This window comes from Lysobacter sp. S4-A87, from assembly GCF_022637455.1.
Lineage (GTDB): Bacteria > Pseudomonadota > Gammaproteobacteria > Xanthomonadales > Xanthomonadaceae > Lysobacter_J.
The window spans coordinates 875,092-901,241 of sequence record NZ_CP093341.1; the positions used below are offsets into that span (position 1 = coordinate 875,092).

Genomic DNA, 26,150 nt, shown 5'->3' on the forward strand with positions numbered 1-26,150 from the left:
GGCCTCAGCGGAAAGGTGCGTCGGCAGCGCGGCGCTCGGCGATCTCGGCTTCGAGACGGTCGCCGATGGCCAGCAGCTGCGGCTTGGTGACGATGTTCTGTCCGCGCTTGTCGAAGTGGTACTCGTGGATGTGCGTCTCCACGATCGAGTCGACCGGGCAGGACTCCTCGCAGAACCCGCAGAAGATGCACTTGAACAGGTCGATGTCGTAGCGCGTGGTGCGGCGGGTGCCGTCCTCGCGCTTTTCCGAGTCGATGGTGATCGCCAGCGCCGGGCACACCGCCTCGCACAGCTTGCAGGCGATGCAGCGCTCTTCGCCGTTGGGGTAGCGGCGCAGCGCGTGCACGCCGCGGAAGCGCGGCGATTGCGGCGTCTTCTCCATCGGGTACATCAGCGTGTACTTCGGCTTGAACAGGTACTTGCCGGTGAGGGCAAGCCCTTGCGCGAGCTCGATGAGCAGCAGGCTCTTGAAGTAGGAAACGATGCGATTCATGCCTTTCCCTTACACGCCCGGCTCGAAGATTTTGAAGTACGCCATCAGCGCGACCACGCAGATCCAGGCGATGGTGAGCGGGATGAACACCTTCCAGCCCAGGCGCATGATCTGGTCGTAGCGGTAGCGCGGGAACGAGGCGCGGAACCAGATGAAGCAGCTGGCGAAGAAGAACACCTTGGCCAGCAGCCACCACCAGCCGTTCGCCGACAGCAGCGGGATGCCCCAGCCCTGGAACGGGCTCAGCCAGCCGCCGACGAAGAAGATCGAGACCAGGAAGCTGATCAGGATCATGTTGGCGTACTCGGCCAGGAAGAACAGCGCGAACGCCGAGCCCGAGTATTCAACCATGTGGCCAGCGACAATCTCCGACTCGCCTTCCACCACGTCGAACGGCGCGCGGTTGGTTTCGGCCACGCCGGAGATGAAGTAGATGACGAACAGCGGCAGCATCGGCAGCCAGAACCATTCCAGCGCGCCGGCGTTGCCGGACTGCGCCATCACGATGTCGGTGAGGTTGAGGCTGCCGGCGCCGACCATCACGCCGACCATGGCAAAGCCCATGGCGATTTCGTACGAGACCACCTGCGCCGCGGCGCGCATGGCACCGAGGAAGGCATACTTCGAGTTCGACGCCCAGCCGGCGAGGATGATGCCGTACACGCCCAGCGAGGTCATCGCCAGCAGGTACAGCAGGCCGGCGTTGGCGTTCGAGAGCACCACCTGGTAATCGAACGGCACCACCGCCCAGGCGGCGAACGCCGGGGCCAGCGCGATCAACGGCGCCAGCTTGAACAGGAAGGGCTCGGCCTTGGTCGGCTGGATCACTTCCTTGAACAGCAGCTTGAAGACGTCGGCGAAGGCCTGCAGGATGCCGCGGCCGACGTACATCGGTCCGTGGCGAACGTGCATCCAGCCGATCAGCTTGCGCTCCCAGACGACGTAGAACGCCACCGTGATGATCACCGGCATGGCGATCAGCAGGATCTTCAGCACGATCCACAGCAGCGCGCCGATGTTGCCGAACGAAAGCATCCAGTCGCGGAACGGGTCGATCACATGTGTCGAAAGCATGCTTATGCCCTCCCCGCCTGCACGCGACCGGACATTGGCGCAGTCGCGCCATGCCCGCTTTCGACCCACACCGTGCCGCGCGCGACCTTGTCGCTGACGGCGACCGGCAGCGTCGCGGTACCTGCGGCGGTACTGAACCTGGCGACCACGCCGTCGGCCAGGCCGAGGCCTGACGCGTCCTGCGGATTGAGCACGGCCTTGGGCTCGACGTTGAGCGGATGCGACTGCAGTGCCGGGGCCCGACGCACCACCGCATCGCTGCGGTAGATGCCGATGCTGGCGGCGACTTCGAGGCCGTCGCCCGCGGCCGACGGCGACTTGCCGGCGACGACCTGGGTGTCGCGCATCTTCATGCTCGCGCGCAGGCCGACCAGGTCGGTGAAGCCGAAGCCCTTGGCCTCGAGCTCGCCGCCGAGTGCACGCAGCACGCGCCAGCCCGGACGGGCCTCGCCCGGCAGCTTGGCGCCGGACACGGCGACCTGCTGGCGACCATCGAGGTTGGTCAGGGTGGCGTCGATTTCGGGCAACAGGCCAATCGGCAGGATCACGTCGGCGACGGCGCGGGTCGAACGGCACGCGAAGGTGCTGAACGCCACGACCTGGGCCGGGTTGAGCGCCTTCAGTGCGGTCGCAGTGTCGGCGAAATCCAGGCCAGGCTCGATGCCGTACAGGATGTAAGCGGTACGCGGGTCGGCCAGCATCGACTGCGCATCGCGCGCGATGGGCAGCACGCCGTAGTCGGACAGGCCGAGCGCGTTGGCGCCCTGCGGAACGCGGTTGAGCGCGGCACCGGTGACGGCGGCGAACTGCGTGGCGGCCTTGCGGATCGCGGCTGCGTGGACACCGTTCTCGGCAAGGGCGCCGACGATCACCACGGCGCGCGAGGCGTTCTTGGCGACGTCGGTCAGGCCGGCGTCGGCAAGGGTCGCGGCGATCTGCGAAGGCGCAACGATGTGCTTGCCGGCGATGTCGAAGGTGAAGTCGAAATCGACCGGGTTGACCACGTGCACCTTGGCGCCACGGGTCCAGGCCTTGCGCACACGCTGGTGCACCAGCGGCAGTTCATGGCGCAGGTTGGAACCGACGATGACGATCAGGTCGGCATGGTCGATGTCGTTCACCGGCGTCGCGAACGGCGCGGCGATGGCGGCATCGCTCAGGTCATGCTGGCCGATGCGGTGGTCGATGTTGCCGGTGCCCAGCGCTTCGGCCAGGCGCGCCAGCAGCACGCCCTCTTCGTTCGAGGTCGACGGATGGGCGAGGATGCCGAGGCTGTCGGCACCGTTGTCGCGCAGGATCTTCGCGGCCTTGGCCAGCGCTTCTTCCCACGAGGCGTCGCGCCACTCACCGTTCTCTTTCACCATCGGCGAGGTCGCGCGGTCCTGCGCGTACAGGCCCTGGTGCGAATAACGGTCGCGGTCCGACAGCCAGCATTCGTTGACCGCTTCGTTGTCGCGCGGCACGGTGCGCAGCACTTCGCCGCGACGCACGTGCAGGTAGAGATTGCTGCCCAGCGAGTCGTGGTAACCGAGCGACTCGCGCGCGGTCAGCTCCCACGGGCGCGCCTTGAACTGGAACACCTTGTTGGTCAGCGCGCCGACCGGGCAGACGTCGATGACGTTGCCCGACAGCTCGGTCGTCAGCGGCTTGCCGTCGAAGGTGCCGATCTGCAGGTTCTCGCCGCGGTACATGCCGCCCAGCTCGTAGGTGCCGGCGATCTCAGCGGTGAAACGCACGCAGCGCGTGCACTGGATGCAGCGCGTCATCTCGGTGGCGACCAGCGGACCGATGTCCTCGTCTGGCACTACGCGCTTGCGCTCGGAGAAACGGCTGACCGAACGGCCGTAGCCCAGCGACAGGTCCTGCAACTCGCACTCGCCGCCCTGATCGCAGATCGGGCAGTCGAGCGGATGGTTGATCAGCAGGAACTCCATCACGTTGCGCTGCGACTTCAGTGCCTTCTCGCTGCGCGTGGTGACCTTCATGCCTTCCATGACCGGCGTGGCGCAGGCCGGTGCCGGCTTGGGCATCTTCTCGACTTCGACCAGGCACATGCGGCAGTTCGCCGCCACGGCCAGCTTGTCGTGGTAGCAGAAGCGCGGAATCGGAATGCCGGCCTTGTCGGCGGCATGGATGATCATCGAGCCCTTCGGCGCGACCATCGCAACGCCGTCGATCTCGATCGAGACATGATCGGGCGGTACGTTCGGGTTCACGGGCTGCGCGCTCATGCCGCCACCTTCTCGACCACGGTGCCTGCGAGCTGGTCATCGACCAGGAAACGCTTGTTCACGATCGCGTACTCGAACTCGTTCCAGTAGTGGCGCAGGAAGCCCTGCACCGGCCACGCCGCGGCTTCGCCGAAGGCGCAGATGGTGTGGCCTTCGATCTGGCCGGCTGCGGCGCGCAGCATCTGCAGGTCGTCCAGCGTGGCCTGCTTCTCGACGATGCGCGTCAGCATGCGGTACATCCAGCCGGTGCCTTCGCGGCACGGCGTGCACTGGCCGCAGCTTTCCTTGAAGTAGAAACGGGCGATGCGCTGGCAGGCACGGACCATGCAGGTGGTCTCGTCCATCACGATCACCGCGCCCGAACCCAGGCCGGAACCGGCCTTCTGGATCGAGTCGTAGTCCATCGTCAGGCCCATCATGGTCTCGCCCGGCAGCACCGGCATCGAGGAACCACCCGGGATCACCGCCTTGAGCTGGCGGCCGCAGCGCATGCCGCCGGCCATCTGCAGCAGGTCGGCGAACGACGTGCCCAGGCGGATTTCGTAATTGCCCGGGCGGGCGACATGGCCCGACACCGAGAACACCTTCGGCCCGCCGTTGTTCGGCTTGCCCAGGTTGAGGAACCACTCGGCGCCGTTGCGGATGATCGCCGGCACCGAGGCGTAGGTCTCGGTGTTGTTGATCGTCGTCGGCTTGCCGAACAGGCCGAAATTGGCCGGGAACGGCGGCTTGTAGCGCGGCTGTCCCTTCTTGCCTTCCAGCGACTCCATCAATGCGGTTTCCTCACCGCAGATGTACGCGCCGGCGCCGAGCGCACCGTAGATGTCGATGTCGACGCCGCTGCCGAGCACGTTCTTGCCCAGCCAGCCGTTCTCGTACGCTTCCTTCAGTGCCTGCTCGAAATGCTCGAACGGCTCGTGATGGAACTCGCCACGCAGGTAGTTGTAGGCCACCGTCGAGCCGGTCGCGTAGCAGGCGATCGCCATGCCCTCGACCACCGAATGCGGGTTGTAGCGCAGGATGTCGCGATCCTTCGCCGTGCCCGGCTCGGACTCGTCCGAGTTGCACAGGATGTACTTCTGGGTGCCGCTGCCCTTGGGCATGAAGCTCCACTTCAGGCCGGTCGGGAAGCCTGCACCGCCACGGCCACGCAGGCCGGAGGCCTTGACCATGTCGATCACCGCGGCCGGATCCATCTTCTCGGTCAGGATCTTGCGCAGGGCGGCATAACCACCGGTCTTGAGGTAGTTCTCATACGACCACGGGGTGTCGTAGTGCAGCGTCGTGTAGACGACGTTGTGCTCCTGCGGAACCGGGCCGACCGGACCGTAGCCCTGCGAGTAGTCGTGGTGCGAGTGCGCCATGGGTCGTCCTAAGCCTCACTTCAGACCGTCGAGCAGCTCGTCCACCTGAGCGGTGTCGAGCTTCTCGTGGTAATGCCCGTTGATGACCACCACCGGGGCGCCGCAGCACGCGGCCAGGCACTCTTCCTCGCGCTTGAGGAAGATGCGGCCGTCGGCAGTCGACTCGCCCAGCTTGCAGCCCAGCTTCTTCTCGGCATGGCGGACGAGGTCCTCGGCGCCATTGAGCCAGCAGCTGATGTTGGTGCAGAAGGCGACGTTGTTGTGGCCAACCTTCTGCGTCTCGAACATCGAATAGAAGCTGGCGACCTCGTAGGCCCACACCGGCGGCAGCTCGAGGTACTTGGCCACGGCGGCGATGAGCTCGTCGCTGAGCCAGCCGTTGTTCTGTTCCTGCGCGGCGTGCAGGCCCTGCAGCACGGCCGAACGCTTGCGGTCCGGCGGGAACTTGGCCAGCCAGTGGTCGATATGGGCGCGGGTCTTGTCCGACAACGCGACCATCGGGTCGACGTGCTGGCAGGCCTCGAAGTTTCCGGTTGCCTTCATCTGTTCAGATCCTCAACGGCCGCCGCGATCAGCGGTCGACCTCGCCGAACACGAGATCGTAGGTACCGATCATCGCCACGACGTCGGCCAGCATGTGGCCCTTCACGATTTCGTCCATCGAAGACAGGTGCGCGAAACCCGGCGCACGCAGCTTCACGCGGAACGGCTTGTTGGCACCGTCCGACACCAGGTAGCAGCCGAACTCGCCCTTGGGCGCTTCGACCGCACAGTAGGTCTCGCCGGCCGGCACGCAGTAGCCTTCGGAGAACAGCTTGAAGTGGTGGATCAGCGCTTCCATGTCGTCCTTCATCTCCTCGCGGGAGGGAGGCGCGACCTTGAAGTTGTCGACGATCACCGGGCCGGGATTGGCCTTGAGCCACTTCACGCACTGCTGGATGATGCGGTTGGACTGGCGCATCTCGGCCACGCGCACCAGGTAGCGGTCGTAGCAGTCGCCGTTGGTGCCGACCGGGATGTCGAAATCCACGGCGTCGTACTTGGCATACGGCTGCTTCTTGCGCAGGTCCCAGGCGACGCCAGAGCCACGGATCATCGCGCCGGTCATGCCCCAGGCCAGGGCCTGCTCGGGCGAGACCACGCCGATGCCGACGGTGCGCTGCTTCCAGATGCGGTTCTCGGTCAGCAGCGTCTCGTATTCGTCGACGCGCGCCGGGAAATCCTTGGTGAACGCTTCCAGGTAATCCAGCAGCGAGCCTTCACGCCATTCATTGAAGCGCTTGAGCTTGCCGCCCTTGCGCCACGGCGATTCCTTGTACTTGGGCATGCGGTCCGGCAGGTCGCGGTAGACGCCGCCCGGACGGTAGTAGGTCGCATGCATGCGCGCGCCGGAGACTGCCTCGTAGCAGTCCATCAGCTCTTCGCGCTCGCGGAAGGCGTACAGGAACACCGCCATCGCGCCCAGGTCGAGCGCGTTGGATCCGATCCACATCAGGTGGTTCAGGATGCGGGTGATCTCGTCGAACATCGTGCGGATGTACTGGGCACGCTCGGGCGCCTCGATCCCCATCAGGGTCTCGATCGCGCGCACGTAGGCGTGCTCGTTGCACATCATCGACACGTAGTCGAGTCGGTCCATGTAACCGATCGACTGGTTGAACGGCTTGGACTCGGCCAGCTTCTCGGTGCCGCGATGCAGCAGGCCGACGTGCGGGTCGGCACGCTGGATCACTTCGCCGTCCATTTCCAGGATCAGGCGCAGCACGCCGTGCGCGGCCGGATGCTGCGGGCCGAAGTTCAGCGTGTAGTTGCGGATCTCGGCGTTGTTGAGGCCCGAGGTGTTCGATGCTGCGTTCATGCCGGACGGAGTGGCGCTCACTTCTTCACCTCCGCGCCCTGCGCGGCTTCGCCGGCAGCGGTCTGGTAGCGCGCGTCATCGCGGATCACGCGCGGCACGCCGACACGCGGCTCGATCGACACGGGCTCATAGACCACGCGCTTCTTGTCGGCGTCGTAGCGCACTTCGACATTGCCGATCAGCGGGAAGTCCTTGCGGAACGGATGGCCGACAAAACCATAATCGGTGAGGATCCGGCGCAGGTCCGGATGGCCTTCGAAAATGATGCCGAACAGGTCGAACGCCTCGCGCTCGAACCAGTTGCTGCCCGGCCACACCGACGTCAGCGAGTCCACGACCGGCAGGTCGTCGTTCTCGGCGAAGGTGCGCAGCCGCACGCGGCGGTTGTGCTGGTACGACAGCAGGTGCGCGACCGCGGCGAAGCGGCGCTCTGGCGAAGCGGCGGCGCCGTTGACCTGCTCGCCCCAGGCGAAGCGGCCGGCACTCTTGCCTTCCACGCCACGCGAGAAACCCTCGGACGACACGTCGGTGTCCCACTCGTCGCTGCCGTAGCTGAGGTAATCGACGCCGCTGACGTCGACGAGCTGCTCGAATCCGAATTCGTCGCGCAGCGCGAGCGCCGTCGCGAGCCACTGCGCGGCGGCGACGTCGATGGTGACTTCGCCACGCGGCTGCGCAATCACGACCAGCGCGCCGTCGAAACGGGCGGCCAGGCGGTCGACAAAGGCTTCCACAGTCTCAGCCATCTCAGCGCACGCCCTGGATGTTTTCGCCGAAGTTGGTGCCACGGCGGATCTTCTTCTGCAGCTGCAGGATGCCGTAGATCAGCGCTTCGGCCGTCGGCGGGCAGCCCGGCACGTAGACGTCGACCGGCACGATGCGGTCGCAACCGCGAACGACCGAGTACGAGTAGTGGTAGTAGCCGCCGCCATTGGCGCAGCTGCCCATCGATATCACCCACTTCGGACCGGGCATCTGGTCGTAGACCTTGCGCAGCGCCGGGGCCATCTTGTTGACCAGCGTGCCGGCGACGATCATCACGTCGGACTGGCGCGGCGACGGGCGGAACACCACGCCGTAGCGGTCCAGGTCCAGGCGCGCGGCGCCGGCGTGCATCATCTCGACCGCGCAGCAGGCCAGGCCGAACGTCATCGGCCACATCGAGCCGGTGCGTGCCCAGTTCCACAGTGCATCGAACGAGGTGGTCACGAAGCCGTTCTGCAGCAGCGGGTTGTCACCTTCCGGGCGCAGGATGTCGTCCAGCCGCCCTTCGGGCAGCGGGTTGTGCATCAGCTCGGAAACATTCTGGATCACTCCCATTCGAGTGCTCCCTTCTTCCAGACGTAGACGAAGCCGAGCAAGAGCATGCCGGCGAAGATGCCCATCTCGATCAGGCCGATGACACCGAGTTCGCGGAACACGGTGGCCCAGGGCACGATGAAGATGATTTCCAGGTCAAAGATGATGAACTGGATCGCGATCAGGTAGTAGCGCACGTCGAACTGCATGCGCGCACTTTCGAACGCCTCGAATCCACACTCGTAGGGCGAGAGTTTTTCGGGGGTCGGGCGCTGGGGGCCGAGCAGTTGGCCCACCACCAGCAGGGCGACGCCGATACCTCCGGCGACGATCAGGAACAGCAGGGTCGGCAGGTATTCGGCCAGCACTAGTTGTTCTCTCGCTTCGTTTAGCTCGGCCGCCATTGCGACCTTGGCTCGGCGTGTTGCCGCCTGGTCATCCCCGCGCGGGATTCGGCACGCCGTGCGCGCCGCACCCGCGTCGGTGGTGCTGTTTGCTGCAGTACGTTTTTGCGTGTCTGTATAGGTGTGGTGCCCAAGGGGGGACTCGAACCCCCACGACTTACGTCGCTACCACCTCAAGGTAGTGCGTCTACCAATTCCGCCACCTGGGCAATCAAACCTTTTGTCGTCCTGACGCGACCACGCCGATGCAGGCCTGATCGTTGCCGGTCATCGCTGACCGTACCCGGCAATCCGTGCCGGGCCGATGAAAACCAATGGTACCCCTTCGATCAGCCGCCAGCCGGGGGCTGCGGCTTTGCCGGCTCGGGCGACTGGGTCGCGGCCGGGGCCTGCGTTGCCGGAGCCGGCGCAGCGTCGGTCGCGGCCGGAGCCTGCGGAACGCTGCTGGCGGGCGCCGGCTGGGCCACGGGGGCCGCCGGCACTGCCGAATTGTTGTTGCCCGATGCAGCCGGAGCCGCCGGAACCTGCTGCGCCATCACGCCGGCAGCCGGGGCCGTGGCGGTGTCGCCGGTTGCACGGTGCATCGCCTGCCAGGCCATGAACAGGCTGATCGCGAAGAACGAGATCGCCAGCCACTTGGTGGCCTTGGTCAGGAAGTTGGCCGAGCCACGCGCGCCGAACACGGTCGCCGAGGCACCGCCACCGAAACCGGAGCCGGCCTGCGCACCCGCGCCGCGCTGCATCAGGATCAGCGCGACCATCGCAATCGCGATAAGCACGTAGATGACGTTGAGTAACAACAGCATCGTTGGATTCTGCTAGTTCACTGAAGCTCGTGGAACGAACCGGGACTGACCCATGGGACCGGGTCCGCGACTCGTCAGGGTGCCGCCGCTACCGCGATGGCGTGGAAATCGGCCGCGACCAGGGAGGCCCCGCCGACCAGGCCGCCATCGACGTCCGGCTGCGAAAACAGCGCGGCGGCATTGTCGGCCTTGACGCTACCGCCGTACAGGATCGGTAGCGAGCCAGCGATTCTAGCATCGTGTGCGGAGATTTCGCTACGGATGAATGCGTGGACGGCCTGTGCCTGTTCGGGCGTGGCGGTCTTGCCCGTACCGATCGCCCAGACCGGCTCATAGGCGAGGATCGCGCCGTCCAGCGCCTGCGCGCCGGCAAGCTTGAACACCGGCTCGAGCTGCTCCTGGATACGCCATTCGGTCTGGCCATCCTCGCGCTCGCGCAGGCTCTCGCCCACGCACAGGATCGGGGTCAGGCCGGCGGCCTTGCAGGCCACGAACTTGCGCGCGACCAGCTCGCTGCTTTCGCCGTGGTACTGGCGACGCTCGGAGTGGCCGACCAGACCGTACAGGGCGCCGACGTCCTTGAGCATCTCGGCAGAGACCTCACCGGTATAGGCGCCCTTCTGGTTGACGCTGACGTCCTGGGCACCGAAGGTCAGGCCCTTCTCGCCGTAACGGGCGATCAGGCCGGCCAGGTACGGCAGCGGCGGCAGGATCAGCTGCTCGACCCCGGCCGGGGCCGGCGTGGCGACCAGCGCGTCCAGCAGCTCCAGGGCGAAATGGCGATCGCCATGCAGCTTCCAGTTTCCGGCGACGATTCTGCGGCGCATGGCCACTCCTTGATTCCTGGCTGGGTCCAGGCGCCATCGGCACGCTGAACGAAGGGCGCAAAGTTTACCTCACGTCGGCGAGAATCGATCCATGGCAATGCCCTCTTCCGCCCCTACACGCCTGTTGAAAGGCTTCCCGCCGGTCAGTGCAAAGGATGCGCGCGTGCTGATCCTTGGCAGCATGCCCGGGACCGCTTCATTGCAGGCACACCAGTACTACGCGCATCCGCACAACCGCTTCTGGCCGATCATGGGCGAGCTGGTCGGCGCCACGCCTGCCCTACCCTATGCGCAGCGATTGTTGCGTCTGAAGCAATCCGGCATTGCGCTGTGGGACGTGTTCGATCGCTGCGAGCGCGACGGCGGCCTGGATTCGGCGATCCGCGACGACACGGCGCAGGCCAACGATTTCCCAGCGTTCTTCGCCGGGCACCGTGGAGTTCGCACGGTGCTGTTCAATGGCGCCAAGGCCGAAAGCGGGTTCCGGCGGCTGGCCGGCGTGCAGCCCGATGCGCTTGGAGTGCAGTGCGTGCGGTTGCCGTCGACCAGTCCGGCCAATGCGTCGATCGCGCCGACAGTGAAACTGGCCGCGTGGAGGCATGCACTCGCGCAGGCGGGAGTTTCCGTGTCGTAGCGCGTTATTTCAGCTTGATTTCGCGCAGGCGCTCTTCGAGGTAGCCGTGGGCGGTGATCGCTTCCGGGTAGCGGCTCGGGTTGCCCGCGCTGACGCACGACGGCAGCACGTCGATCAGGAAATCCGGATTGGGGTGCAGGAAGAACGGCGTCGAATAGCGCGGCTGGCGCGCCTTCTCACCCGGCGGATTGACCACCCGGTGCGTGGTCGACGGGTACACATGGTTGGTCAGGCGCTGCAGCATGTCGCCGATGTTGACCACGATCGTGTCGGCGTCGGCCGTGAATGGCACCCACTCGCCCTTGCGCGAACGCACTTCCAAGCCCTCGGCACTGGCACCGACCAGCAGCGTGATCAGGTTGATGTCCTCGTGCGCGCCGGCGCGCTCGTTGGGGATGTCGTCGGACGTGATCGGCGGGTAATGGATCGGACGCAGGATCGAGTTGCCGGAATTGGTCTTGTCGGCGAAGTACGACTCCGGCAGGCCGATATGCAGCGCAAGCGCGCTGAGCACGCGCGAACCGAGCTGGTCGAGCGATTGGTACAGGCCATACGCCTGCTCGCGGAATTCCGGGATCTCCTGCGGCCACAGGTTCGGCGGCATGACGTCGGCATACCTCGAATCGCGCGGAATCTCGCGGCCGACGTGCCAGAACTCCTTGAGGTCGAAATGCTTGGAGTCCTTCGCCGTCTCCACGCCGAACGGCGTGTAGCCGCGGGCGCCGCCGCTGCCGGCGACGTGGTACTGCATCTTCACCGCCTCGGGCTGGTCGAAGAAGCGCTTGAACACGTCATAGGACGCGTCGATCTGGCTGGACGGGATGCCGTGGCCACGGATTCCGGCGAAACCCCATTCGCGGTAGGCAGCGCCCAGTTCGGCCACGAAGGCGTCACGGTCGCCGGCACTGATGGGCTGGCTGAAACGGCGGATGTCGAGGGTCGGAATGCGGTTCACGGGGCGTCCCTGTGTGAGCTGTGTGCAACTGGGAAAATGATACGGCTGCCGGGGAAGGGCAGGATCCGGCGTGCCGGCTCCTGCAGTGCGCGACGCGGGCGGCGTTCAGGCCGCGGCGCGCACGGCCTCGGCGAGGCGGTCCAGCGTGTCCTGCATCAGCGTCGCGTCGTCGGCCTCGACCGTCACGCGCACCACCGGCTCGGTGCCGGACGGACGCAGGAACGCGCGACCGCGACCGGCCACGGCCGCCTGCGCCTGTGCCAGCGCCGCCTGCACCGACGGCGCTTCGGCCGGCTTGGCGCCGCCCTGGAAACGCACGTTCACCGTCTTCTGCGGCAGCTTGCTGAAGCCGGCGAGTGCCTCGCCCAGGCTCATGCCGCGGCGCTTGAGCACCTCCAGCACCTGCAACGCGCTGACGATACCGTCGCCGGTGCTGGTGCGGTCCAGGCACAACAAGTGGCCCGAAGCCTCGCCGCCGAGCACGGCGTTGTTGGCGTGCAGCTGCTGGTGGACGTAGCGGTCGCCGACCTTGGCGCGGACGAAGCCGATGCCACGCTCGGCCAGCGCGCGCTCGAGCGCGTAGTTGGTCATCAGCGTGCCGACCACCGGCCCCTGCAGGCGCCCGGTCTGCTGCCAGTCGCAGGCCAGCACGTAGATCAGGTCGTCGCCGTCGCGGACCACGCCGTCGCCGTCGACGAACAGCACGCGGTCACCGTCGCCGTCGAAGGCGATGCCGAGGTCGGCATCGGTGGACTTGACGTGCGCGGCCAGCGTTTCCGGATGGGTCGAGCCCACGCCGTCGTTGATGTTGATGCCGTTGGGATCAATGCCGATCGGATCGACACGTGCGCCCAGCTCGCGCAGCACCAGCGGGCCGAGCTGGTAGGTCGCGCCGTTGGCGCAGTCCATGGCGATGCGCATGCCGCCCAGGTCGAATCCCTTCGGCACCGAACCCTTGCAGGCTTCGATGTAACGACCGAGCGCGTCGCGGGTGCGCACGGCCTTGCCGAGCTGCTCCGACGGCACGGTGCGGAACGGCTGTTCCAGTGCCGCCTCGATCGCCAGTTCGGTGGCGTCGTCGAGCTTCTCGCCTTCGGCGGAGAAGAACTTGATGCCGTTGTCGTGGTGCGGGTTGTGCGAAGCGGAGATCACGATGCCGCCATCGGCGCGCATCGAGTGGGTCAGGTGGGCGACGGCCGGAGTCGGCATCGGGCCCATCAGCTGCACGTCGACGCCTGCTGCCACCAGGCCGGCTTCCAGCGCGGCCTCGAACATGTAGTTCGAGATACGCGTGTCCTTGCCGATGATCACCACCGGGTTGCGCCAGTCGCGGCGCGGCAATGCGTGGCCGTAGGCATTGCCCAGGCGCATCACGAAGTCGGCCGAGATCGGACCCTCACCGACGCGTCCGCGGATGCCGTCGGTGCCGAAGTACTTGCGACTCAAGCGCGGCTCCTATCGAGGATGGTCTCTTCGTCCACGGGCTGCGGTTGCTTCATCATCAACGCGAACAGCGTGGCCAGGCGGTCGCGCATCTCGCGGCGGTCGCAGATCTGGTCGATGGCGCCGTGCTCGAGCAGGAACTCCGAGCGCTGGAAGCCTTCAGGCAGGGTCTCGCGCACGGTCTGCTCGATCACGCGCGGACCGGCGAAGCCGATCAGGGCTTCGGGCTCGGCGAGGTTGAGGTCGCCCAGCATGGCGAACGAGGCCGACACGCCGCCGGTGGTCGGATGCGTCATCACCGAGATGAAAGGCAGGCCCTTGGCGCGCATGCGGCCGAGCGCGGCCGAGGTCTTGGCCATCTGCATCAGCGAGAACAGGCTTTCCTGCATGCGCGCACCGCCGGTGGCGGTGAAGCAGACCATCGGGCAGCCCAGCTCGACCGCGGTTTCAGCGGCGCGGGCGAAACGCTCGCCGACCACCGAACCCATCGAACCGCCCATGAAGGCGAAGTCGAAGGCGCAGGCAACCAGCGGCCGCTGCTTCAGGGTGCCGCTCATGGCGACCAGGGCATCGCGCTCGCCGGTGGACTTCTGCGCGGCCTTGATGCGCTCGGCGTATTTCTTCTGGTCCTTGAACTTCAGCACGTCGACCGGGCCGAGCTCCGCCGCGATTTCGGTGGTGCTGCCGGCATCGAGCAGGGCGGTCAGGCGCACCCGCGCCCGGATCGCCATGTGGAAGCCGCACTTCGGGCAGACCTCGAGGTTTTCCTCGAGCTCGGGGCGGTAGAGCACGGCGCCGCAGCGGTCGCACTTTTCCCACAGACCTTCCGGCACGCTGCGGCGCTTGGAAGCGCCCGTCTCGGTGCGGATGCCCGAAGGCATGAGTTTCTTGAGCCAGGACATGCGTTGCGTGTTCCCCGTTCAGGCTTGGTGAGTGCCGGAGTGGGGTCCGGCCGAGCGGGCCAGTTTAGCGCAGTGGGATGCTCAGGCCGGCAGGGCGTCGAGGGCAGCCCGCAGCGGTTTGAGAAAGTCCTTGGCCTGACCGGCCGGGTCCACCGCCTCCGCCAGCGCCGCCACCAGGGCGCTGCCGACCACGACGCCTTCGGCTTCGCCGGCCATCGCCGCCGCGCTGGCGGCGTCCTTGATGCCAAAACCGGCCACGACCGGGACCCGACTGCGGCTGCGGATCTCGTGCAGGCGCGCGTTGGCGGCGCCGGTGTCGAGCCGGTCGGCGCCGGTGACGCCGGCGAAGCTGACGTAGTAGAGGTAGCCCTGCGCCTGTTGGCACAGCACGTCCATGCGGGCGTCGGTGGTGGTCGGCGAGGCCAGCAGGATCAGGGCCAGGCCGTGGGCCGAGAAGGCCAGCCGGAACTCGCCGGACTCCTCCGGTGGCAGGTCGACCAGCAGCACGCCGTCGACGCCGGCCGCCACCGCCTCGGCGGCGAAGCGCTCGGCGCCGGGGATCTCGACCGGATTCAGGTACCCCATCAGCACCACCGGCGTGTCGCGGTCGTGCTCGCGGAAGCGGCGGACGCAGTCGAACACGAACGCCCGCCCCGCCCCGCGCGCCAATGCGCGCTCGGAACTGCGCTGGATGGTCGGGCCATCGGCCATCGGGTCGGAGAACGGCACGCCCAGCTCGATCACGTCGGCGCCGGCCTCGACCAGCGCGTGCATGACGGGCACGGTGGCTTCGAGCGATGGATCACCGGCCGTGACGAAGGGGATCAGCGCCTTGCGGCGCTGCGCCTTGAGTGCGGCGAAGCGGACGTCGATGCGGTTCATGGAGTCATCCAATGGAGATGCCTTCGCGCGCGGCAATCGTGTGCACGTCCTTGTCGCCACGACCGGACAGGTTGCACAGCACGATCGCGTCCTTCGGCAGCTCCCGCGCAAGCTTGGTCGCCTGCGCGATCGCATGGCTGGATTCCAGCGCCGGCAGGATGCCCTCGCAGCGCGCGAGCTGGTGGAAAGCAGCCAGCGCTTCGTCGTCGCTCACGCCGACGTACTGCGCGCGGCCGGCATCCTTGAGGAACGCGTGCTCGGGGCCGACGCCGGGGTAATCGAGGCCGGCCGACACCGAATGCGTCTCGATGATCTGGCCGTCGTCATCGCACAGCACGTAGGTGCGGTTGCCGTGCAGCACGCCCGGACGCCCGGCGGCCAGCGATGCCGCATGGTGACCGGTGGCGATGCCCTCGCCCGCCGCTTCGGCGCCCACCAGGCGCACATCGCGGTCGTTGAGGAAGGCGTGGAAGATGCCGATCGCATTGCTGCCGCCGCCGACGCAGGCGGTGACGGCATCGGGCAGGCGGCCGTACTCGGCCAGCATCTGTGCACGCGCCTCGCGCCCGACGATGGCGTTGAAGTCGCGGACCATCCGCGGATACGGGTCCGGGCCGGCAACGGTGCCGATGATGTAGAACGTGTCGCGCACGTTGGTGACCCAGTCGCGCATGGCCTCGTTGAGCGCGTCCTTGAGCGTGGCCGAACCGCTGGTCACCGGCACCACGGTCGCGCCGAGCAGGCGCATCCGGTAGACGTTGATCTCCTGCCGCTCGATGTCGGTGGCGCCCATGTAGACCACGCATTCCAGGCCCAGTCGCGCGGCGACCGTGGCGCTGGCCACGCCGTGCTGGCCGGCGCCGGTCTCGGCGATGATCCGGGTCTTGCCCATGCGGCTGGCCAGCAGCGCCTGGCCGATGGTGTTGTTGATCTTGTGCGCGCCGGTGTGGTTCAGGTCCTCGCGCTTGAGCAGGATGCGCGCACCGCCGACTTCCTCGCTCAGCCGCTGGGCGTGATAGATCGGGCTGGGACGGCCGACGTAATGGGCCAGGTCGCGGTCGAACTCGGCGACGAAAGCCGGATCGACGCGGGCGGCATCGTAGGCCGCGGCCAGTTCCTCGAGCGGACCGATCAGGGTCTCGGCGACGAAGCGGCCGCCGTAGCGACCAAAGTGACCGGAGGCGTCCGGGTAGGCATGGAAGTCCACGGTGGTGAAGTCCACGACGCTCATTTCATTTCCCTGGAAGCTGCGAGAGGCAGGAGTCCAGCTTGCTGGCGACTGGGGAGGGGGCGCCACCAGCAAGCTGGGCCTGCAACAACGGCTCTCACCTTATCGCACGGCGCCGGCCACAAAAACCTATAAAATCGGCCAGACCTGTCAGGAAATCTCACAGTTGATGATCACCCGGGACCTGCCCCCGCTCAATGCCCTGCGCGCGTTCGAAGCCGTCGCCCGGCTGGACAGCGTCAGCCGCGCGGCCGACGAACTGCACGTCACCCACGGCGCGGTCAGCCGCCACCTGCGTGCCCTGGAGGAAACGCTTGGTGCCGCGCTGTTCGTGCGCCAGGGTCGTGGCCTGGCCCTGACGCCGGCCGGCCGGCGCCTGCACGAAGCGGCCGAAGCGGCGTTCGAGCCGCTGCGCGGTGCCTGGGCGGAGCTGCGGCGACGACCGCAACAGGCACCGCTGGTGCTCGGCTGCCCCGGCAGCGTGCTGGCGCGCTGGATGATCCCGCGCCTGGAGCGCCTGGCGCGCGAGTTGCCCGATCTCAAGCTGCACCTGTCGGCGAGCGAGACGGCCCCGGACGCGCAATTGAGCGGACTCGATGCGGCACTGCTGATCTCGCAGGCGCCGTGGCCGGCGGACTGGCAGGTGCATGAGCTGGCGCCCGAACGCATCGGCCCGGTGCTCAGCCCGCGCCTGGAAGGTCACCAACGGCTGCTGGCGTCGCCTGCAAACGCGCTCCTCGGGGAGCCGCTGCTGCACACGACGTCGCGACCTCAGGCATGGCAGGACTGGGCTGTTCGCATGGGGCTGGATCCGGCCGCGCTTGCGCTGGGCACCGGCTTCGAGCACCTGTACTACCTGCTCGAAGCCGCGCAGGCAGGACTGGGCGTGGCGATCACTCCCGAGCCGCTGGTCACCGAGGATCTCGCTGCGGGACGGCTGCTTGCGCCCTGGGGCTTCGTGGCGACGGACGGTTGCTGGGCGCTATGTGCACCCAGACGCAGCAACGATCCGCGCGTGGCGCGCCTGGCGAACTGGTTGCGCCAGGAGCTGACGCCGTAAGGCCGGCGAGCGCTTCCGCGGGACATGTCAGCAGGTCAGGTCAGCGCGACAGGTCAGCGCGACGCACTTCCTCGACGAAGCGCCGCATGCGCGCCTCGTCCTTGATCCCCGGTGCGCCCTCGATGCCGCTCGAAACATCCACGCCCCACGGCTGCACGACTGTCACGGCCTCGAACACGTTTCCGGGCACCAGGCCGCCGGCCAGCAGGAAGGGCTTTCCCGATCGCGCCGGAATGCGGGACCAGTCGAACGTGTGGCCGCTGCCACCGGCACCGCCGACGGCATGGCTGTCGAGCAGCAGCGCCGTCGCATCGGGATAGCGGGCGGACCAGTCGATGCCCTGCCCGCCTTCTTCGCCCATGGCGATCGCTTTCATGTAGGGCAGGCCGAAGCCGCGACAGAACGCCGCGTCCTCGAGGCCGTGGAACTGCAGCAGCGTCGGGCGCACCTGCGCGATGACGTCGTTTACTTCGTCGGCGGCGTTGTCCATGAACAACGCGACGGTTTCGATGCCGGCGGCAACGTCCGTCCTCAACACCGCGGCCTGCGCGATCGCGAGCCGACGCGGGCTGCGCTGCGCAAACACCATTCCGATCGCGTCCACGCCCAGGCTGCAGGCCAGGCGGATGTCGTCGGCGCGGGTCATGCCGCAGAACTTGATGCGGGTGTGGCTCACAGCGTGACCTCGGCCGGCAGGCCCCACTGCGCCGGATAGCGCGGACCGAGGAACACCAGCCCCGCCGACGGCGCGGTCGGACCGGCCACCGTGCGGTCGCGACCGGCGAGCAGCTGCGCGATCCACGACTCGGGCTGTTCGCCGCTGCCGACCATCAACAGGCTGCCGACGATATTGCGGACCATGTGATGCAGGAAGGCGTTGGCCTGCACTTCGACTTCGACCACCTCGCCATCGCGGCGCACGCCGATCGCCTGCATCTCGCGCATCGCGTGCGGCGCCTGGCAATGCACGGTGCGGAAGGCGGAAAAGTCGTTCTCGCCAAGCAGCGCCTGCGCGGCGCGATCCATGGCATCGACATCGAGCGGACGCCGCTCCCAGCTCAGGTACTGGCGACCCAGGGCCGGACGCACCGGGCGGTTGAGGATGCGGTAGCGATAGCGGCGCGCGCGTGCCGAGAAGCGCGCATGGAAGTCGTCCGGCATCGGCTGGCACCAGCGCACGCACAGTTGCGGCGGCAGGCGGCTGGTGACGCCCAGCATCCAGCCGCGCGGATCACGTACCGCGGTGCTGTCGAAGTGGACGACCTGGCAGGCGGCGTGCACGCCGGCGTCGGTGCGACCGGCACAGACCACCTCGACCGGATGTCCGGCGACGAACGACAGCGCCTGCTCGAGCGCGGCCTGCAGGGTCTGCTCGCCCTCCCGCTCCGGTTCGCCATGCTTGCTCAGCCGTTGCCAGCCCGAGAACCCGCTGCCGTCGTATTCGACGCCGAGGGCATGGCGCCGCGACGGGGGGGCGTCGCCGGCGGTTGCGGTGTCAACCACGCTTCAATCCAGTTGGGTCAGTCCGGCGGTGGCAGCCCGGCACTCAGACCAGAACCATCAGTCTAGTTCCTGCAGCATCCGCGAGGCGCGCTGGCGGGCGGACAGGTCGCCATTGATCACGACTTCGGCGAGCAGCTGGCGTGCGCTTTCGCGGTCGCCCAGGTCCAGGTAGGCACGGGCAAGTTCGAGACGCTCCTGGCCCGGCTGCGTCGCCATCGACGGCTCGACGCGGCCCTTGGTGTCGGCCGATGCGACATGCCATGCCGGCGCCGACGCGCTGGGAGCCGGTGCTGTGGCGGCTGCCGGAGCAGACGCCCACTGCAGTTCGAGAACCGGTACCGCGGGCTCTTCCTCCACGCGCAGATCCGCTTCGGCCTGGACCGGGGCGCGCTGCTGGGCGGGGAACGAGGACTCGGTGAACGAGTCAGCGATCGAGGGCGCGGCGGCGGCATCGCCGGGCAGCGGCGCGCGGAACACCGGCTTGACCGGACGGCGGCGCAGGAACCAGCCGCCGGCCACGACCAGCAGCAGCACGCCGCCGCCGATCAGCCACGGCATCGCCGAAGCGACCTGCATCGCCTGGTCCTTCTGGTTGCTCTGCGCCAGGCGCTGCTGGGCGGCAGCCAGCTCGCTGTCCTTCATTGCGATCAGCTGCTGCTGCTTGCTCTGCAGCTGCTCCAGTTCGGCGACGCGGCCCTTGAGCTCCTGCAGCTCGGCCTCGCGTGCGGCGAGGGTTTCGGTGTTCTGTTGCAGTTCCTGACGCAGCATGTCGCCCTCACCACCGGCGTTGATGCCGGATTGTGTATCTCCCGCCTGGGTAGCGCTGCTGGCGCCAGGCGGAACGATTTCCAGACGCGCATCGGCGCTGCGCGGGTTGGCCGCTGCAGCCGTCGCACCTGTCGCCACCGGCGACGTCGCCGCCGATGCGGCGATGCCGGCTTCGAGCGCCGGCTGCGGCACCGCGCGACGCGCATCGCGCCACTGCCGTACCTGGCTGCTGACCAGCTGGCTCGCCTGCGCCGCATCGACGCTGGCCAGCTGCTCGCTGGCCGGCACGGCGAGCACCGCGCCGGCCTTGAGCCGGTTGACGTTGCCACCGATGAACGCTTCCGGGTTGGCGCGCAGCAGCGCGATCATCGTCTGGTCGAGGGTGAAGCCCTCGCCCTGCACGCGACCGGCGATCTGCGAAAGGGTGTCGCCACGACGCACCGAGTACTCGCCGGCGAGGTCGCCCGCGGGCGCTGCTGCCGGCGCGACACTGGCCACCTGCGCCGGCGCGCTGGCCGGCTCCGCGGCCTGGGTCGGTGTCGGAGGAATGGCGTTGGCGTCAGCGTTGTTGTCGCTGTCGGGACCTGCGGCAACCGATTCTTCAGCCGGAGCGGCCTCGGTGGGCGCGTCGGCCGGGGTCGCAGCCACTTCCGGTTCGAGCGGGCGCTCGACGATGTTGGGTGCGGAGACCACGGTCTCCTCGATCTGCGGCTGCAACGGCGCCGAGACCGTGCGCGGGGTGTCCAGCAGCGCCGAGTACTCGCGCACCAGCCTGCCCTGCCCCCAGTCGACCGAGACCAGGAAGGTGAGCAGCGAGTCATTGACCGGCTGCTCGCTGGTGACGCGGATCACCGGCCGGCCGGACGAATCCAGTGCCGACGAGAAGCGCAGCTCGGAGACGATGCCGGTGGGCGGCTGCAGGCCGATGCGGGCAAACACCAGCGGCGAGGCCAGCTCTGCCTGCAGGTTCTCCAGCTCCGACGGATCGTTGGAGACGATCGGAATTTCAGCCAGGAACGGCTGCCCGATTCTCGACTTCACCTCGATCTGGCCCAGGCCCAACGCCGACGCGGCGCCGCTGGCAAGGGCCAGCGCCAATGCCAGCACTGTGCGCGAGCCGCGCCTGGCTGGCTGTTTCACTTGACGTTGTTTCACTTCGGATCCCGATGCCGTCCCCCGGCGGCGACTCTAGCCTTCGCCGGGGTCGGGAGCAATTGAAACCGTCGCCGAGTGCGATCGCGGCGACGGATTGAGGGCCGCGGGCGCTTCGGGGGCGGCCGCGCCGCCCCCGGCCGTGCTCAGTCGCGCATCCTCAGCGGCGCTCGGCCCAGACCAGCTCGGCCAGCTGGACGGCGTTCAGCGCCGCACCCTTGCGGATGTTGTCCGAGACGATCCACAGGTTGACCGCGCGCGGGTGCGAGAAGTCGTCGCGGATGCGGCCGACATAGACCGGGTCGTTGCCCGAGGCATGGGTCACCGGCGTCGGGTAACCGCCGGCCCTGGGCTCGTCGACCACTTCCACGCCCGGCGCGGTCAACAGCATCTCGCGCACCTGCGCCGCCGTGATCTTCTCGCGGGTCTCGACATTGACCGCCTCTGAGTGGCCGTAGAACACCGGCACGCGCACCGCGGTCGGGTTCACCTGGATCGAGTCGTCGCCGAGGATCTTGCGCGTCTCCCAGACCAGCTTCATCTCTTCCTTGGTGTAGCCGTTGTCCTGGAAGTCGTCGATGTGCGGGATCAGGTTGAAGGCGATCTGCACCGGGAAACGGTCCGGCTGCGGGTCCTGGAAGTTCAGCAGCGCGCCGGTCTGGCGGCCGAGTTCCTCCAGCGCCGAGCGACCACCGCCGGACACCGACTGGTAGGTCGCCACGTTGATCCGCTCGATGCCGACCTTGCGGTGGATCGGCGCCAGCGCGACCAGCATCTGCATCGTCGAGCAGTTCGGGTTGGCGATGATGCCGCGCGGGCGGTTGGCCACCTGCTCGGGATTCACTTCCGACACCACCAGCGGCACGTCGTCGTCGTAGCGGAACGCCGAGGAGTTGTCGATCACGACTGCGCCGGCGGCGGCGAACTTCGGTGCGTACTGCTTGGAGATGCTGCCACCGGCCGAGAACAGCGCGATGTCGACGCCAGTCGGGTCGAATTTGGCCAGGTCTTCCACCACCAGTTTCTTGGCGCCGAACTCGATCTTCTCGCCGGCCGAGCGTTCGCTGGCAAGCACGTGCAATTTGCCGATGGGAAACTGACGCTCGGCGAGGATCTTGAGCATGGTCTCGCCGACCGCGCCGGTGGCACCGACGATGGCAACGTTGCAGGAGTTCTTGGCGTTCATTGGTTCCTTGTGGTCCTGGTTGGTGGGAGCAGCCGGGAATGATCCGGCGGGTGGGGTGACGGCATTATCCGCCAACAATGGCCGATCTCCCGCTGACGGGAGCGGGACTCAGCGTTTGAGCTGATCGGCGTTGACCGGCGTCGGCGGACGGCCGGCGTCGGGCCCGACGCCCAGCGCGGCGATCAGGTTGTCGACAGCCAGGCTGACCATCGCCCGGCGGGTGGCGAGGCTGCCACTGGCGATGTGCGGGGTCAGCACGACGTTGCGCAGGGCAAGCAGGCGCGGATTGACCGCCGGCTCGCCTTCGAACACGTCCAGGCCGGCGGCGGCCAGGCGCCCGGCGGACAGCGCGTCCGCCAGCGCATCCTCATCGACCAGACCGCCGCGGGCGATGTTGGTCAGCGTCGCGGTCGGCTTCATTTTCGCCAGCGCCGCGGCATCGACCAGGTGGTGCACCTGCGGCGAATACGGCAACACCAGCAGGAGGTGGTCGGCCTGCGCCAGCAGCGTGTCGAAATCCACGTACTGCGCGCGGCAATCGCGCTCGACCGCTTCCGGCAGGCGGCTGCGGTTGTGGTACAGCACGCGCATGTCGAATCCGGCGGCACGACGGGCGATGCCCTGCCCGATCCGCCCCATCCCGAGGATGCCCAGCGTCGAGCCGTGCAGGTCGCTGCCGAGCAGGGTCTCGAAACTCCACTGCCGCCATTGGCCCTCGCGCAGCCAGCGCTCGCCCTCGGTGATGCGCCGCGCCGCGGCCATCATCAGGGCGAAGCCGAAGTCGGCGGTGGTTTGCGTCAGTACCTCGGGCGTGTTGGTGACGACGATGCCGGCGCGGGTCAGCGCTGGCACGTCCAGGTTGTTGTAGCCGACGCCGACGTTGGCGATCGCGCGCAGGCGACCGGCCCCTGCCACTTCGGCCGCGCCGATCGGATCGTTGAGCGTGACCAGGGCGCCGTCGCTGTCGGCCAGCGCGGCCGCAATGGCCGCCGCTCCGTGCTGGGTCACCTGCGCGGTGTCGACGACATCGAAATGCTCGCGCAGGCGCGCGACGATATCGGCAAACAGGGGTTGCGACACCCATACGCGCGGCCGCGCTTCAGCCATCGAGCGAACCTGCGATGCGCGGCGTCGGCAACGCCACGTCGCCGCACTGGGCGCGGTGGCGCAGCGCCTGGTCCATCAGCACCAGCGCGACCATCGCTTCGCAGATGGGCGTGGCGCGGATGCCGACGCAGGGATCATGGCGACCGGTGGTGACGACCTCGACCACGTTGCCGTGGACATCGAGGCTGTCGACCGGCAGGCGCAGGCTCGAGGTCGGCTTGAAGGCGACCGAGCAGCGCAGCGGCTGGCCACTGCTGATGCCGCCGAGGATGCCGCCGGCGTGATTGGAGGCGAAGCCCGCGGGCGTCATGTGGTCGCGGTGCTCGCTGCCCTTCTGCGCGACCACGCCGAAGCCGTCGCCGATCTCCACGCCCTTGACCGCATTGATGCTCATCAGCGCGCTGGCCAGTTCGCCGTCGAGCTTGCCGTAGATCGGCTCGCCCCAGCCCGGCGGGACGCCGGTGGCGATCACGTCGACGCGTGCACCCACCGAATCGCCGGACTTGCGCAGCGCGTCCATGTACAGCTCCAGCTCGATGACCTGGCGGGTGTCGGGCCAGAAGAACGGGTTGTCCTCCACTGCCGCCAGATCGAAACCGTTGGGCACGATCTCGCCGATCTGCGACAGGTAGCCGCGGACCTCGACGCCGTGGCGGTCGGCCAGCCACTTCTTGGCGATCACCGCGGCGGCCACGCGCATGGTGGTCTCGCGCGCCGAGGAGCGGCCGCCACCGCGCGGATCGCGGATGCCGTACTTCTGCCAGTAGGTGTAGTCGGCGTGGCCCGGGCGGAACTGCTCGGAAATCTTCGCGTAGTCCTTGCTGCGCTGGTCGGTGTTGCGGATCAGCAGCGCGATGGGCGTACCGGTGGTGACGCCTTCGTAGACACCGCTGAGGATCTCGACCTCGTCGGCCTCGTGGCGCTGCGAGGTGTGGCGGGTGCGGCCAGTGGCGCGACGTTCGAGGTCGTGGCGGAAGTCGTCTGGCGCGATCGCGATGCCGGGGGGACAGCCATCGACGACGCAGCCGATCGCCGGGCCGTGGCTTTCGCCGAAGGTGGTTACCGAGAGCAGCTTGCCGAAGGTGTTGCTGGACACGGGGGATCCTGTTGTCTGGACCGGTGCACTCTAGCAATCGGAAATGGTTGCTGCCGGAACCAGCCCGCTCGAGCCCTTCTCCCGCGCGCGGGAGAAGGGAAACACCCTCAGCCGCGCGCGTCCGCCAGGGCCTTGATCTTTGCGTGGTGCTCGACCATGTCGCTGCGCTCGACCACGAAGATGCCCATCTGGCCGACCTTGAACTCGACCCAGGCCATCGGCAGTTCCGGCAGCAGTGCCACCAGGGCCTGCTCGGCTTCGCCGACTTCGCAGATCAGCAGGCCGTGCTCGCTGAGGTGGTCGGGGGCGTCGCGCAGGATCCGCAGCGCCAGGTCGAGGCCGTCGTCGCCGGCGCGCAGGCCCAGGTCGGGCTCGTACGAGTATTCCTTCGGCAGCGCATCGGTCTCGTCGTTGGTGACGTACGGCGGGTTGGTCACGATCAGGTCGTAGACCTCGCCCTGCAGTCCCTTGAACAGGTCCGACTTGCGCAGCGTGACGTTGTCGGCATGCAGGCGCGCCTTGTTCTCGTGCGCCAGCGACAGGGCGTCGTCGTTGATGTCGGCGCCGTCGACCTGCCAGTACGGGTGGTAGTGGCCGGTGGCAATGGCGATGCAGCCCGAGCCGGTGCACAGGTCGAGTACGCGCTCGACTTCGCGACCGCCCAGCCACGGCTCGAAACCGGTGGTGATCAGTTCGGCGATCGGCGAGCGCGGCACGAGGGCGCGACGGTCGCTCTTGAAGCTCAGCCCGGCGAACCAGGCCTCGCCGGTCAGGTAGGCGGCCGGAACGCGCTCAGTGATGCGGCGCTCGAACAGCGCCAGCACCCTGGCCTTCTCGTCGGCGGTCACGCGCGAGGTGCCGTACACCGGGCTCAGGTCGTGCGGCAGGTGCAGCGCGTGCAGCACCAGCTGGGTGGCTTCGTCCAGGGCGTTGTCGTAGCTGTGGCCGAAGGTCAGGCCCGACTCGTTGAAGCGGCTGCCGCCGTAGCGGATCAGGTCGATGATCGAGACCTGTTCGAACTGAACGGCCGGGAGGTTGGCGGAGCCGGACATGGCGAGGCCTTGCATTGGGGGTCGGCGATTATACCGGGCGACCGGTATCATGCCCGCGCGCCCAGCCGGGGCGGCCGTTCCAGAGGCGTCATGTTCAATCGCACCACCGTGCTCATCCTTATTGCCGCCCTCGCCGCCGCCCTGGGGCTGTGGGCCGCGCAACGCCATTTCGGTCCGGTCACCGCCTCCAAGTGGCCGCAGACCCAGGCCGTGCGCCTGTTCGAGCCGGCCCGCGAACTGCCTTCCTTCTCGCTGCGCCAGTCCGACGGCACGGCGCTGGTGCCGGGTGAGCTCAAGGGTCACTGGACCCTGGTCTTCCTGGGCTTCACCCATTGCCCGGACGTGTGCCCGACCACCCTGGCGGAGATGGCGCGCGCCCAGAAGCAGTGGGCGGCCCTGCCGGAGGCCACCCGCCCGCGCGTGCTGTTCGTCTCGGTCGATCCCGAGCGCGACACGCCGGACCGCATCGGCGAGTACGCCCACGCCTTCCACCGCGACACCCTGGCCGCCACCGCCGACATCCCGGCGCTGGAAGGCTTCGCCAAGTCGCTGAGCATGGTCTTCGCCAAGGTGCCGGCACCGGAGGGCGCCCCGGCCGACCAGTACAGCGTCGACCACAGTGCCTCGATGGCGGTGCTCGACCCGCAGGGTCGCATGGCCGGCATCGTCCAGCCGCCGCTGGACCCGAAGGCGATCGCCGCCGACATGACCGCGCTGACGCAGGCGGCAGGCAAGTAATCCATTCCGCCGTCATTCCCGCGCAGGCGGGAATCGAGCACCCTTCGACGGTGCATGGCGGCATCAGAGTCACTGGACCCCCGCCCTC

At 67.9% G+C, this 26,150-nt stretch carries 26 protein-coding genes and 1 tRNA gene; 3 read left to right on the forward strand and 24 right to left on the reverse strand.

Going from position 1 to position 26,150, the window contains the following annotated elements; all coding sequences use genetic code 11:
- Nucleotides 1-4: 4 nt before the first annotated feature.
- From nuoI to tpiA, 12 genes are all read right to left on the reverse strand, one after another.
- On the reverse strand, nucleotides 5-493 hold the full coding sequence (nuoI, locus tag MNR01_RS03895) for an NADH-quinone oxidoreductase subunit NuoI (protein WP_200604913.1): 489 nt from the start codon (nucleotides 491-493) through the stop codon (nucleotides 5-7).
- Between the two features lie 9 nt (nucleotides 494-502).
- Complete coding sequence (gene nuoH / locus MNR01_RS03900; RefSeq protein ID WP_241920520.1) at nucleotides 503-1,573, reverse strand: NADH-quinone oxidoreductase subunit NuoH; 1,071 nt, start codon at nucleotides 1,571-1,573, stop codon at nucleotides 503-505.
- Nucleotides 1,570-3,798, reverse strand: coding sequence for an NADH-quinone oxidoreductase subunit NuoG (gene nuoG, locus MNR01_RS03905; protein WP_241919668.1), 2,229 nt, complete (start codon nucleotides 3,796-3,798; stop codon nucleotides 1,570-1,572). Before nuoG ends, nuoH begins: the two co-directional genes overlap by 4 nt.
- Complete coding sequence (gene nuoF / locus MNR01_RS03910; RefSeq protein WP_241919669.1) at nucleotides 3,795-5,162, reverse strand: NADH-quinone oxidoreductase subunit NuoF; 1,368 nt, start codon at nucleotides 5,160-5,162, stop codon at nucleotides 3,795-3,797. The genes nuoG and nuoF overlap by 4 nt, the downstream gene beginning before the upstream one ends.
- A 15-nt stretch (nucleotides 5,163-5,177) precedes the next feature.
- Nucleotides 5,178-5,705, reverse strand: a complete 528-nt coding sequence (nuoE, locus tag MNR01_RS03915; RefSeq protein WP_241919670.1) for an NADH-quinone oxidoreductase subunit NuoE — start codon at nucleotides 5,703-5,705, stop codon at nucleotides 5,178-5,180.
- Nucleotides 5,706-5,733: 28 nt separating this feature from the next.
- Complete coding sequence (locus tag MNR01_RS03920) at nucleotides 5,734-7,020, reverse strand: NADH-quinone oxidoreductase subunit D (RefSeq protein ID WP_241919671.1); 1,287 nt, start codon at nucleotides 7,018-7,020, stop codon at nucleotides 5,734-5,736.
- Nucleotides 7,021-7,037: 17 nt separating this feature from the next.
- On the reverse strand, nucleotides 7,038-7,766 hold the full coding sequence (locus MNR01_RS03925; RefSeq protein ID WP_241919672.1) for an NADH-quinone oxidoreductase subunit C: 729 nt from the start codon (nucleotides 7,764-7,766) through the stop codon (nucleotides 7,038-7,040).
- A 1-nt stretch (nucleotide 7,767) separates the two neighbouring features.
- Nucleotides 7,768-8,340, reverse strand: coding sequence for an NADH-quinone oxidoreductase subunit B (locus MNR01_RS03930; RefSeq protein WP_158730667.1), 573 nt, complete (start codon nucleotides 8,338-8,340; stop codon nucleotides 7,768-7,770).
- A complete protein-coding gene (locus MNR01_RS03935; protein WP_241920521.1) occupies nucleotides 8,331-8,687 on the reverse strand; it encodes an NADH-quinone oxidoreductase subunit A in 357 nt (118 codons plus the stop codon). The genes MNR01_RS03930 and MNR01_RS03935 overlap by 10 nt, the downstream gene beginning before the upstream one ends.
- A gap of 160 nt (nucleotides 8,688-8,847) precedes the next feature.
- Nucleotides 8,848-8,932, reverse strand: a tRNA-Leu gene (locus MNR01_RS03940).
- 120 nt (nucleotides 8,933-9,052) lie between these two features.
- Nucleotides 9,053-9,529 carry a preprotein translocase subunit SecG gene (gene secG / locus MNR01_RS03945; protein WP_241919673.1) on the reverse strand — a complete coding sequence of 159 codons (477 nt, stop codon included), beginning with the start codon at nucleotides 9,527-9,529 and terminating at the stop codon, nucleotides 9,053-9,055.
- Between the two features lie 74 nt (nucleotides 9,530-9,603).
- The gene (tpiA, locus tag MNR01_RS03950; protein ID WP_241919674.1) at nucleotides 9,604-10,356 is read right to left on the reverse strand and encodes a triose-phosphate isomerase; all 753 of its coding nucleotides are present in this window, start codon (nucleotides 10,354-10,356) and stop codon (nucleotides 9,604-9,606) included.
- A 97-nt stretch (nucleotides 10,357-10,453) separates the two neighbouring features.
- Between tpiA and MNR01_RS03955 the strand changes: the two genes are divergently transcribed.
- Nucleotides 10,454-10,990, forward strand: coding sequence for a DNA-deoxyinosine glycosylase (locus MNR01_RS03955; RefSeq protein WP_241919675.1), 537 nt, complete (start codon nucleotides 10,454-10,456; stop codon nucleotides 10,988-10,990).
- Nucleotides 10,991-10,994: 4 nt separating this feature from the next.
- Here MNR01_RS03955 and MNR01_RS03960 read toward each other — a convergent pair whose 3' ends face one another.
- The 5 genes from MNR01_RS03960 to trpB form a co-directional block, all read right to left on the reverse strand.
- Complete coding sequence (locus MNR01_RS03960) at nucleotides 10,995-11,945, reverse strand: 2-oxoglutarate and iron-dependent oxygenase domain-containing protein (protein WP_241919676.1); 951 nt, start codon at nucleotides 11,943-11,945, stop codon at nucleotides 10,995-10,997.
- Nucleotides 11,946-12,050: 105 nt separating this feature from the next.
- Nucleotides 12,051-13,391: a phosphoglucosamine mutase gene (gene glmM / locus MNR01_RS03965; RefSeq protein WP_241919677.1), complete on the reverse strand. Its 1,341-nt coding sequence runs from the start codon at nucleotides 13,389-13,391 to the stop codon at nucleotides 12,051-12,053.
- Nucleotides 13,388-14,290, reverse strand: a complete 903-nt coding sequence (gene accD / locus MNR01_RS03970; protein WP_241919678.1) for an acetyl-CoA carboxylase, carboxyltransferase subunit beta — start codon at nucleotides 14,288-14,290, stop codon at nucleotides 13,388-13,390. The genes glmM and accD overlap by 4 nt, the downstream gene beginning before the upstream one ends.
- An 81-nt stretch (nucleotides 14,291-14,371) precedes the next feature.
- Nucleotides 14,372-15,172: a tryptophan synthase subunit alpha gene (gene trpA / locus MNR01_RS03975; protein ID WP_241919679.1), complete on the reverse strand. Its 801-nt coding sequence runs from the start codon at nucleotides 15,170-15,172 to the stop codon at nucleotides 14,372-14,374.
- A 4-nt stretch (nucleotides 15,173-15,176) separates the two neighbouring features.
- Nucleotides 15,177-16,403, reverse strand: a complete 1,227-nt coding sequence (gene trpB / locus MNR01_RS03980) for a tryptophan synthase subunit beta (RefSeq protein ID WP_241919680.1) — start codon at nucleotides 16,401-16,403, stop codon at nucleotides 15,177-15,179.
- 169 nt (nucleotides 16,404-16,572) lie between these two features.
- Here trpB and MNR01_RS03985 point away from each other — a divergent pair, with 169 nt between their 5' ends.
- The gene (locus tag MNR01_RS03985) at nucleotides 16,573-17,460 is read left to right on the forward strand and encodes a LysR family transcriptional regulator (RefSeq protein ID WP_241920522.1); all 888 of its coding nucleotides are present in this window, start codon (nucleotides 16,573-16,575) and stop codon (nucleotides 17,458-17,460) included.
- Nucleotides 17,461-17,500: 40 nt separating this feature from the next.
- Here the strand turns inward: MNR01_RS03985 and MNR01_RS03990 are convergent, their stop codons facing one another.
- The 7 genes from MNR01_RS03990 to prmB form a co-directional block, all read right to left on the reverse strand.
- Nucleotides 17,501-18,136: a phosphoribosylanthranilate isomerase gene (locus tag MNR01_RS03990; RefSeq protein WP_256451866.1), complete on the reverse strand. Its 636-nt coding sequence runs from the start codon at nucleotides 18,134-18,136 to the stop codon at nucleotides 17,501-17,503.
- A complete protein-coding gene (truA, locus tag MNR01_RS03995) occupies nucleotides 18,133-18,963 on the reverse strand; it encodes a tRNA pseudouridine(38-40) synthase TruA (RefSeq protein WP_241919681.1) in 831 nt (276 codons plus the stop codon). Before truA ends, MNR01_RS03990 begins: the two co-directional genes overlap by 4 nt.
- Nucleotides 18,964-19,020: 57 nt before the next feature.
- Entirely contained in the window at nucleotides 19,021-20,886 is a 1,866-nt protein-coding gene (locus MNR01_RS04000) for a FimV/HubP family polar landmark protein (protein ID WP_241919682.1), read from the reverse strand.
- A 157-nt stretch (nucleotides 20,887-21,043) separates the two neighbouring features.
- On the reverse strand, nucleotides 21,044-22,069 hold the full coding sequence (locus MNR01_RS04005; RefSeq protein WP_241919683.1) for an aspartate-semialdehyde dehydrogenase: 1,026 nt from the start codon (nucleotides 22,067-22,069) through the stop codon (nucleotides 21,044-21,046).
- Nucleotides 22,070-22,177: 108 nt separating this feature from the next.
- The gene (locus tag MNR01_RS04010) at nucleotides 22,178-23,176 is read right to left on the reverse strand and encodes a D-glycerate dehydrogenase (RefSeq protein ID WP_241919684.1); all 999 of its coding nucleotides are present in this window, start codon (nucleotides 23,174-23,176) and stop codon (nucleotides 22,178-22,180) included.
- Nucleotides 23,169-24,272 (reverse strand): chorismate synthase, encoded by a 1,104-nt coding sequence (gene aroC / locus MNR01_RS04015; RefSeq protein ID WP_241919685.1) that lies wholly within the window; start codon nucleotides 24,270-24,272, stop codon nucleotides 23,169-23,171. The genes MNR01_RS04010 and aroC overlap by 8 nt, the downstream gene beginning before the upstream one ends.
- Nucleotides 24,273-24,379: 107 nt before the next feature.
- Nucleotides 24,380-25,324: a 50S ribosomal protein L3 N(5)-glutamine methyltransferase gene (prmB, locus tag MNR01_RS04020; protein WP_241919686.1), complete on the reverse strand. Its 945-nt coding sequence runs from the start codon at nucleotides 25,322-25,324 to the stop codon at nucleotides 24,380-24,382.
- 90 nt (nucleotides 25,325-25,414) lie between these two features.
- On the opposite strand from prmB, the gene MNR01_RS04025 reads away from it, so the two are divergent.
- Nucleotides 25,415-26,062: an SCO family protein gene (locus MNR01_RS04025; RefSeq protein ID WP_241919687.1), complete on the forward strand. Its 648-nt coding sequence runs from the start codon at nucleotides 25,415-25,417 to the stop codon at nucleotides 26,060-26,062.
- The last annotated feature ends 88 nt before the right edge of the window (nucleotides 26,063-26,150 follow it).

What these genes read in the sequence shown, in the direction of transcription:
- prmB (WP_241919686.1), bottom strand. Translation starts at nt 25,324, where the DNA reads ATGTCCGGCTCCGCCAACCTCCCGGCCGTTCAGTTCGAACAGGTCTCG.
- MNR01_RS04025 (WP_241919687.1), top strand. Translation starts at nt 25,415, where the DNA reads ATGTTCAATCGCACCACCGTGCTCATCCTTATTGCCGCCCTCGCCGCC.
- trpA (WP_241919679.1), bottom strand. Translation starts at nt 15,172, where the DNA reads ATGAACCGCATCGACGTCCGCTTCGCCGCACTCAAGGCGCAGCGCCGC.
- nuoG (WP_241919668.1), bottom strand. Translation starts at nt 3,798, where the DNA reads ATGAGCGCGCAGCCCGTGAACCCGAACGTACCGCCCGATCATGTCTCG.
- trpB (WP_241919680.1), bottom strand. Translation starts at nt 16,403, where the DNA reads ATGAGCGTCGTGGACTTCACCACCGTGGACTTCCATGCCTACCCGGAC.
- tpiA (WP_241919674.1), bottom strand. Translation starts at nt 10,356, where the DNA reads ATGCGCCGCAGAATCGTCGCCGGAAACTGGAAGCTGCATGGCGATCGC.
- MNR01_RS04005 (WP_241919683.1), bottom strand. Translation starts at nt 22,069, where the DNA reads ATGAACGCCAAGAACTCCTGCAACGTTGCCATCGTCGGTGCCACCGGC.
- MNR01_RS03925 (WP_241919672.1), bottom strand. Translation starts at nt 7,766, where the DNA reads ATGGCTGAGACTGTGGAAGCCTTTGTCGACCGCCTGGCCGCCCGTTTC.
- accD (WP_241919678.1), bottom strand. Translation starts at nt 14,290, where the DNA reads ATGTCCTGGCTCAAGAAACTCATGCCTTCGGGCATCCGCACCGAGACG.
- nuoI (WP_200604913.1), bottom strand. Translation starts at nt 493, where the DNA reads ATGAATCGCATCGTTTCCTACTTCAAGAGCCTGCTGCTCATCGAGCTC.
- MNR01_RS03930 (WP_158730667.1), bottom strand. Translation starts at nt 8,340, where the DNA reads ATGGGAGTGATCCAGAATGTTTCCGAGCTGATGCACAACCCGCTGCCC.
- nuoF (WP_241919669.1), bottom strand. Translation starts at nt 5,162, where the DNA reads ATGGCGCACTCGCACCACGACTACTCGCAGGGCTACGGTCCGGTCGGC.
- MNR01_RS03920 (WP_241919671.1), bottom strand. Translation starts at nt 7,020, where the DNA reads ATGAACGCAGCATCGAACACCTCGGGCCTCAACAACGCCGAGATCCGC.
- MNR01_RS03955 (WP_241919675.1), top strand. Translation starts at nt 10,454, where the DNA reads ATGCCCTCTTCCGCCCCTACACGCCTGTTGAAAGGCTTCCCGCCGGTC.
- secG (WP_241919673.1), bottom strand. Translation starts at nt 9,529, where the DNA reads ATGCTGTTGTTACTCAACGTCATCTACGTGCTTATCGCGATTGCGATG.
- MNR01_RS04010 (WP_241919684.1), bottom strand. Translation starts at nt 23,176, where the DNA reads ATGGCTGAAGCGCGGCCGCGCGTATGGGTGTCGCAACCCCTGTTTGCC.
- nuoE (WP_241919670.1), bottom strand. Translation starts at nt 5,705, where the DNA reads ATGAAGGCAACCGGAAACTTCGAGGCCTGCCAGCACGTCGACCCGATG.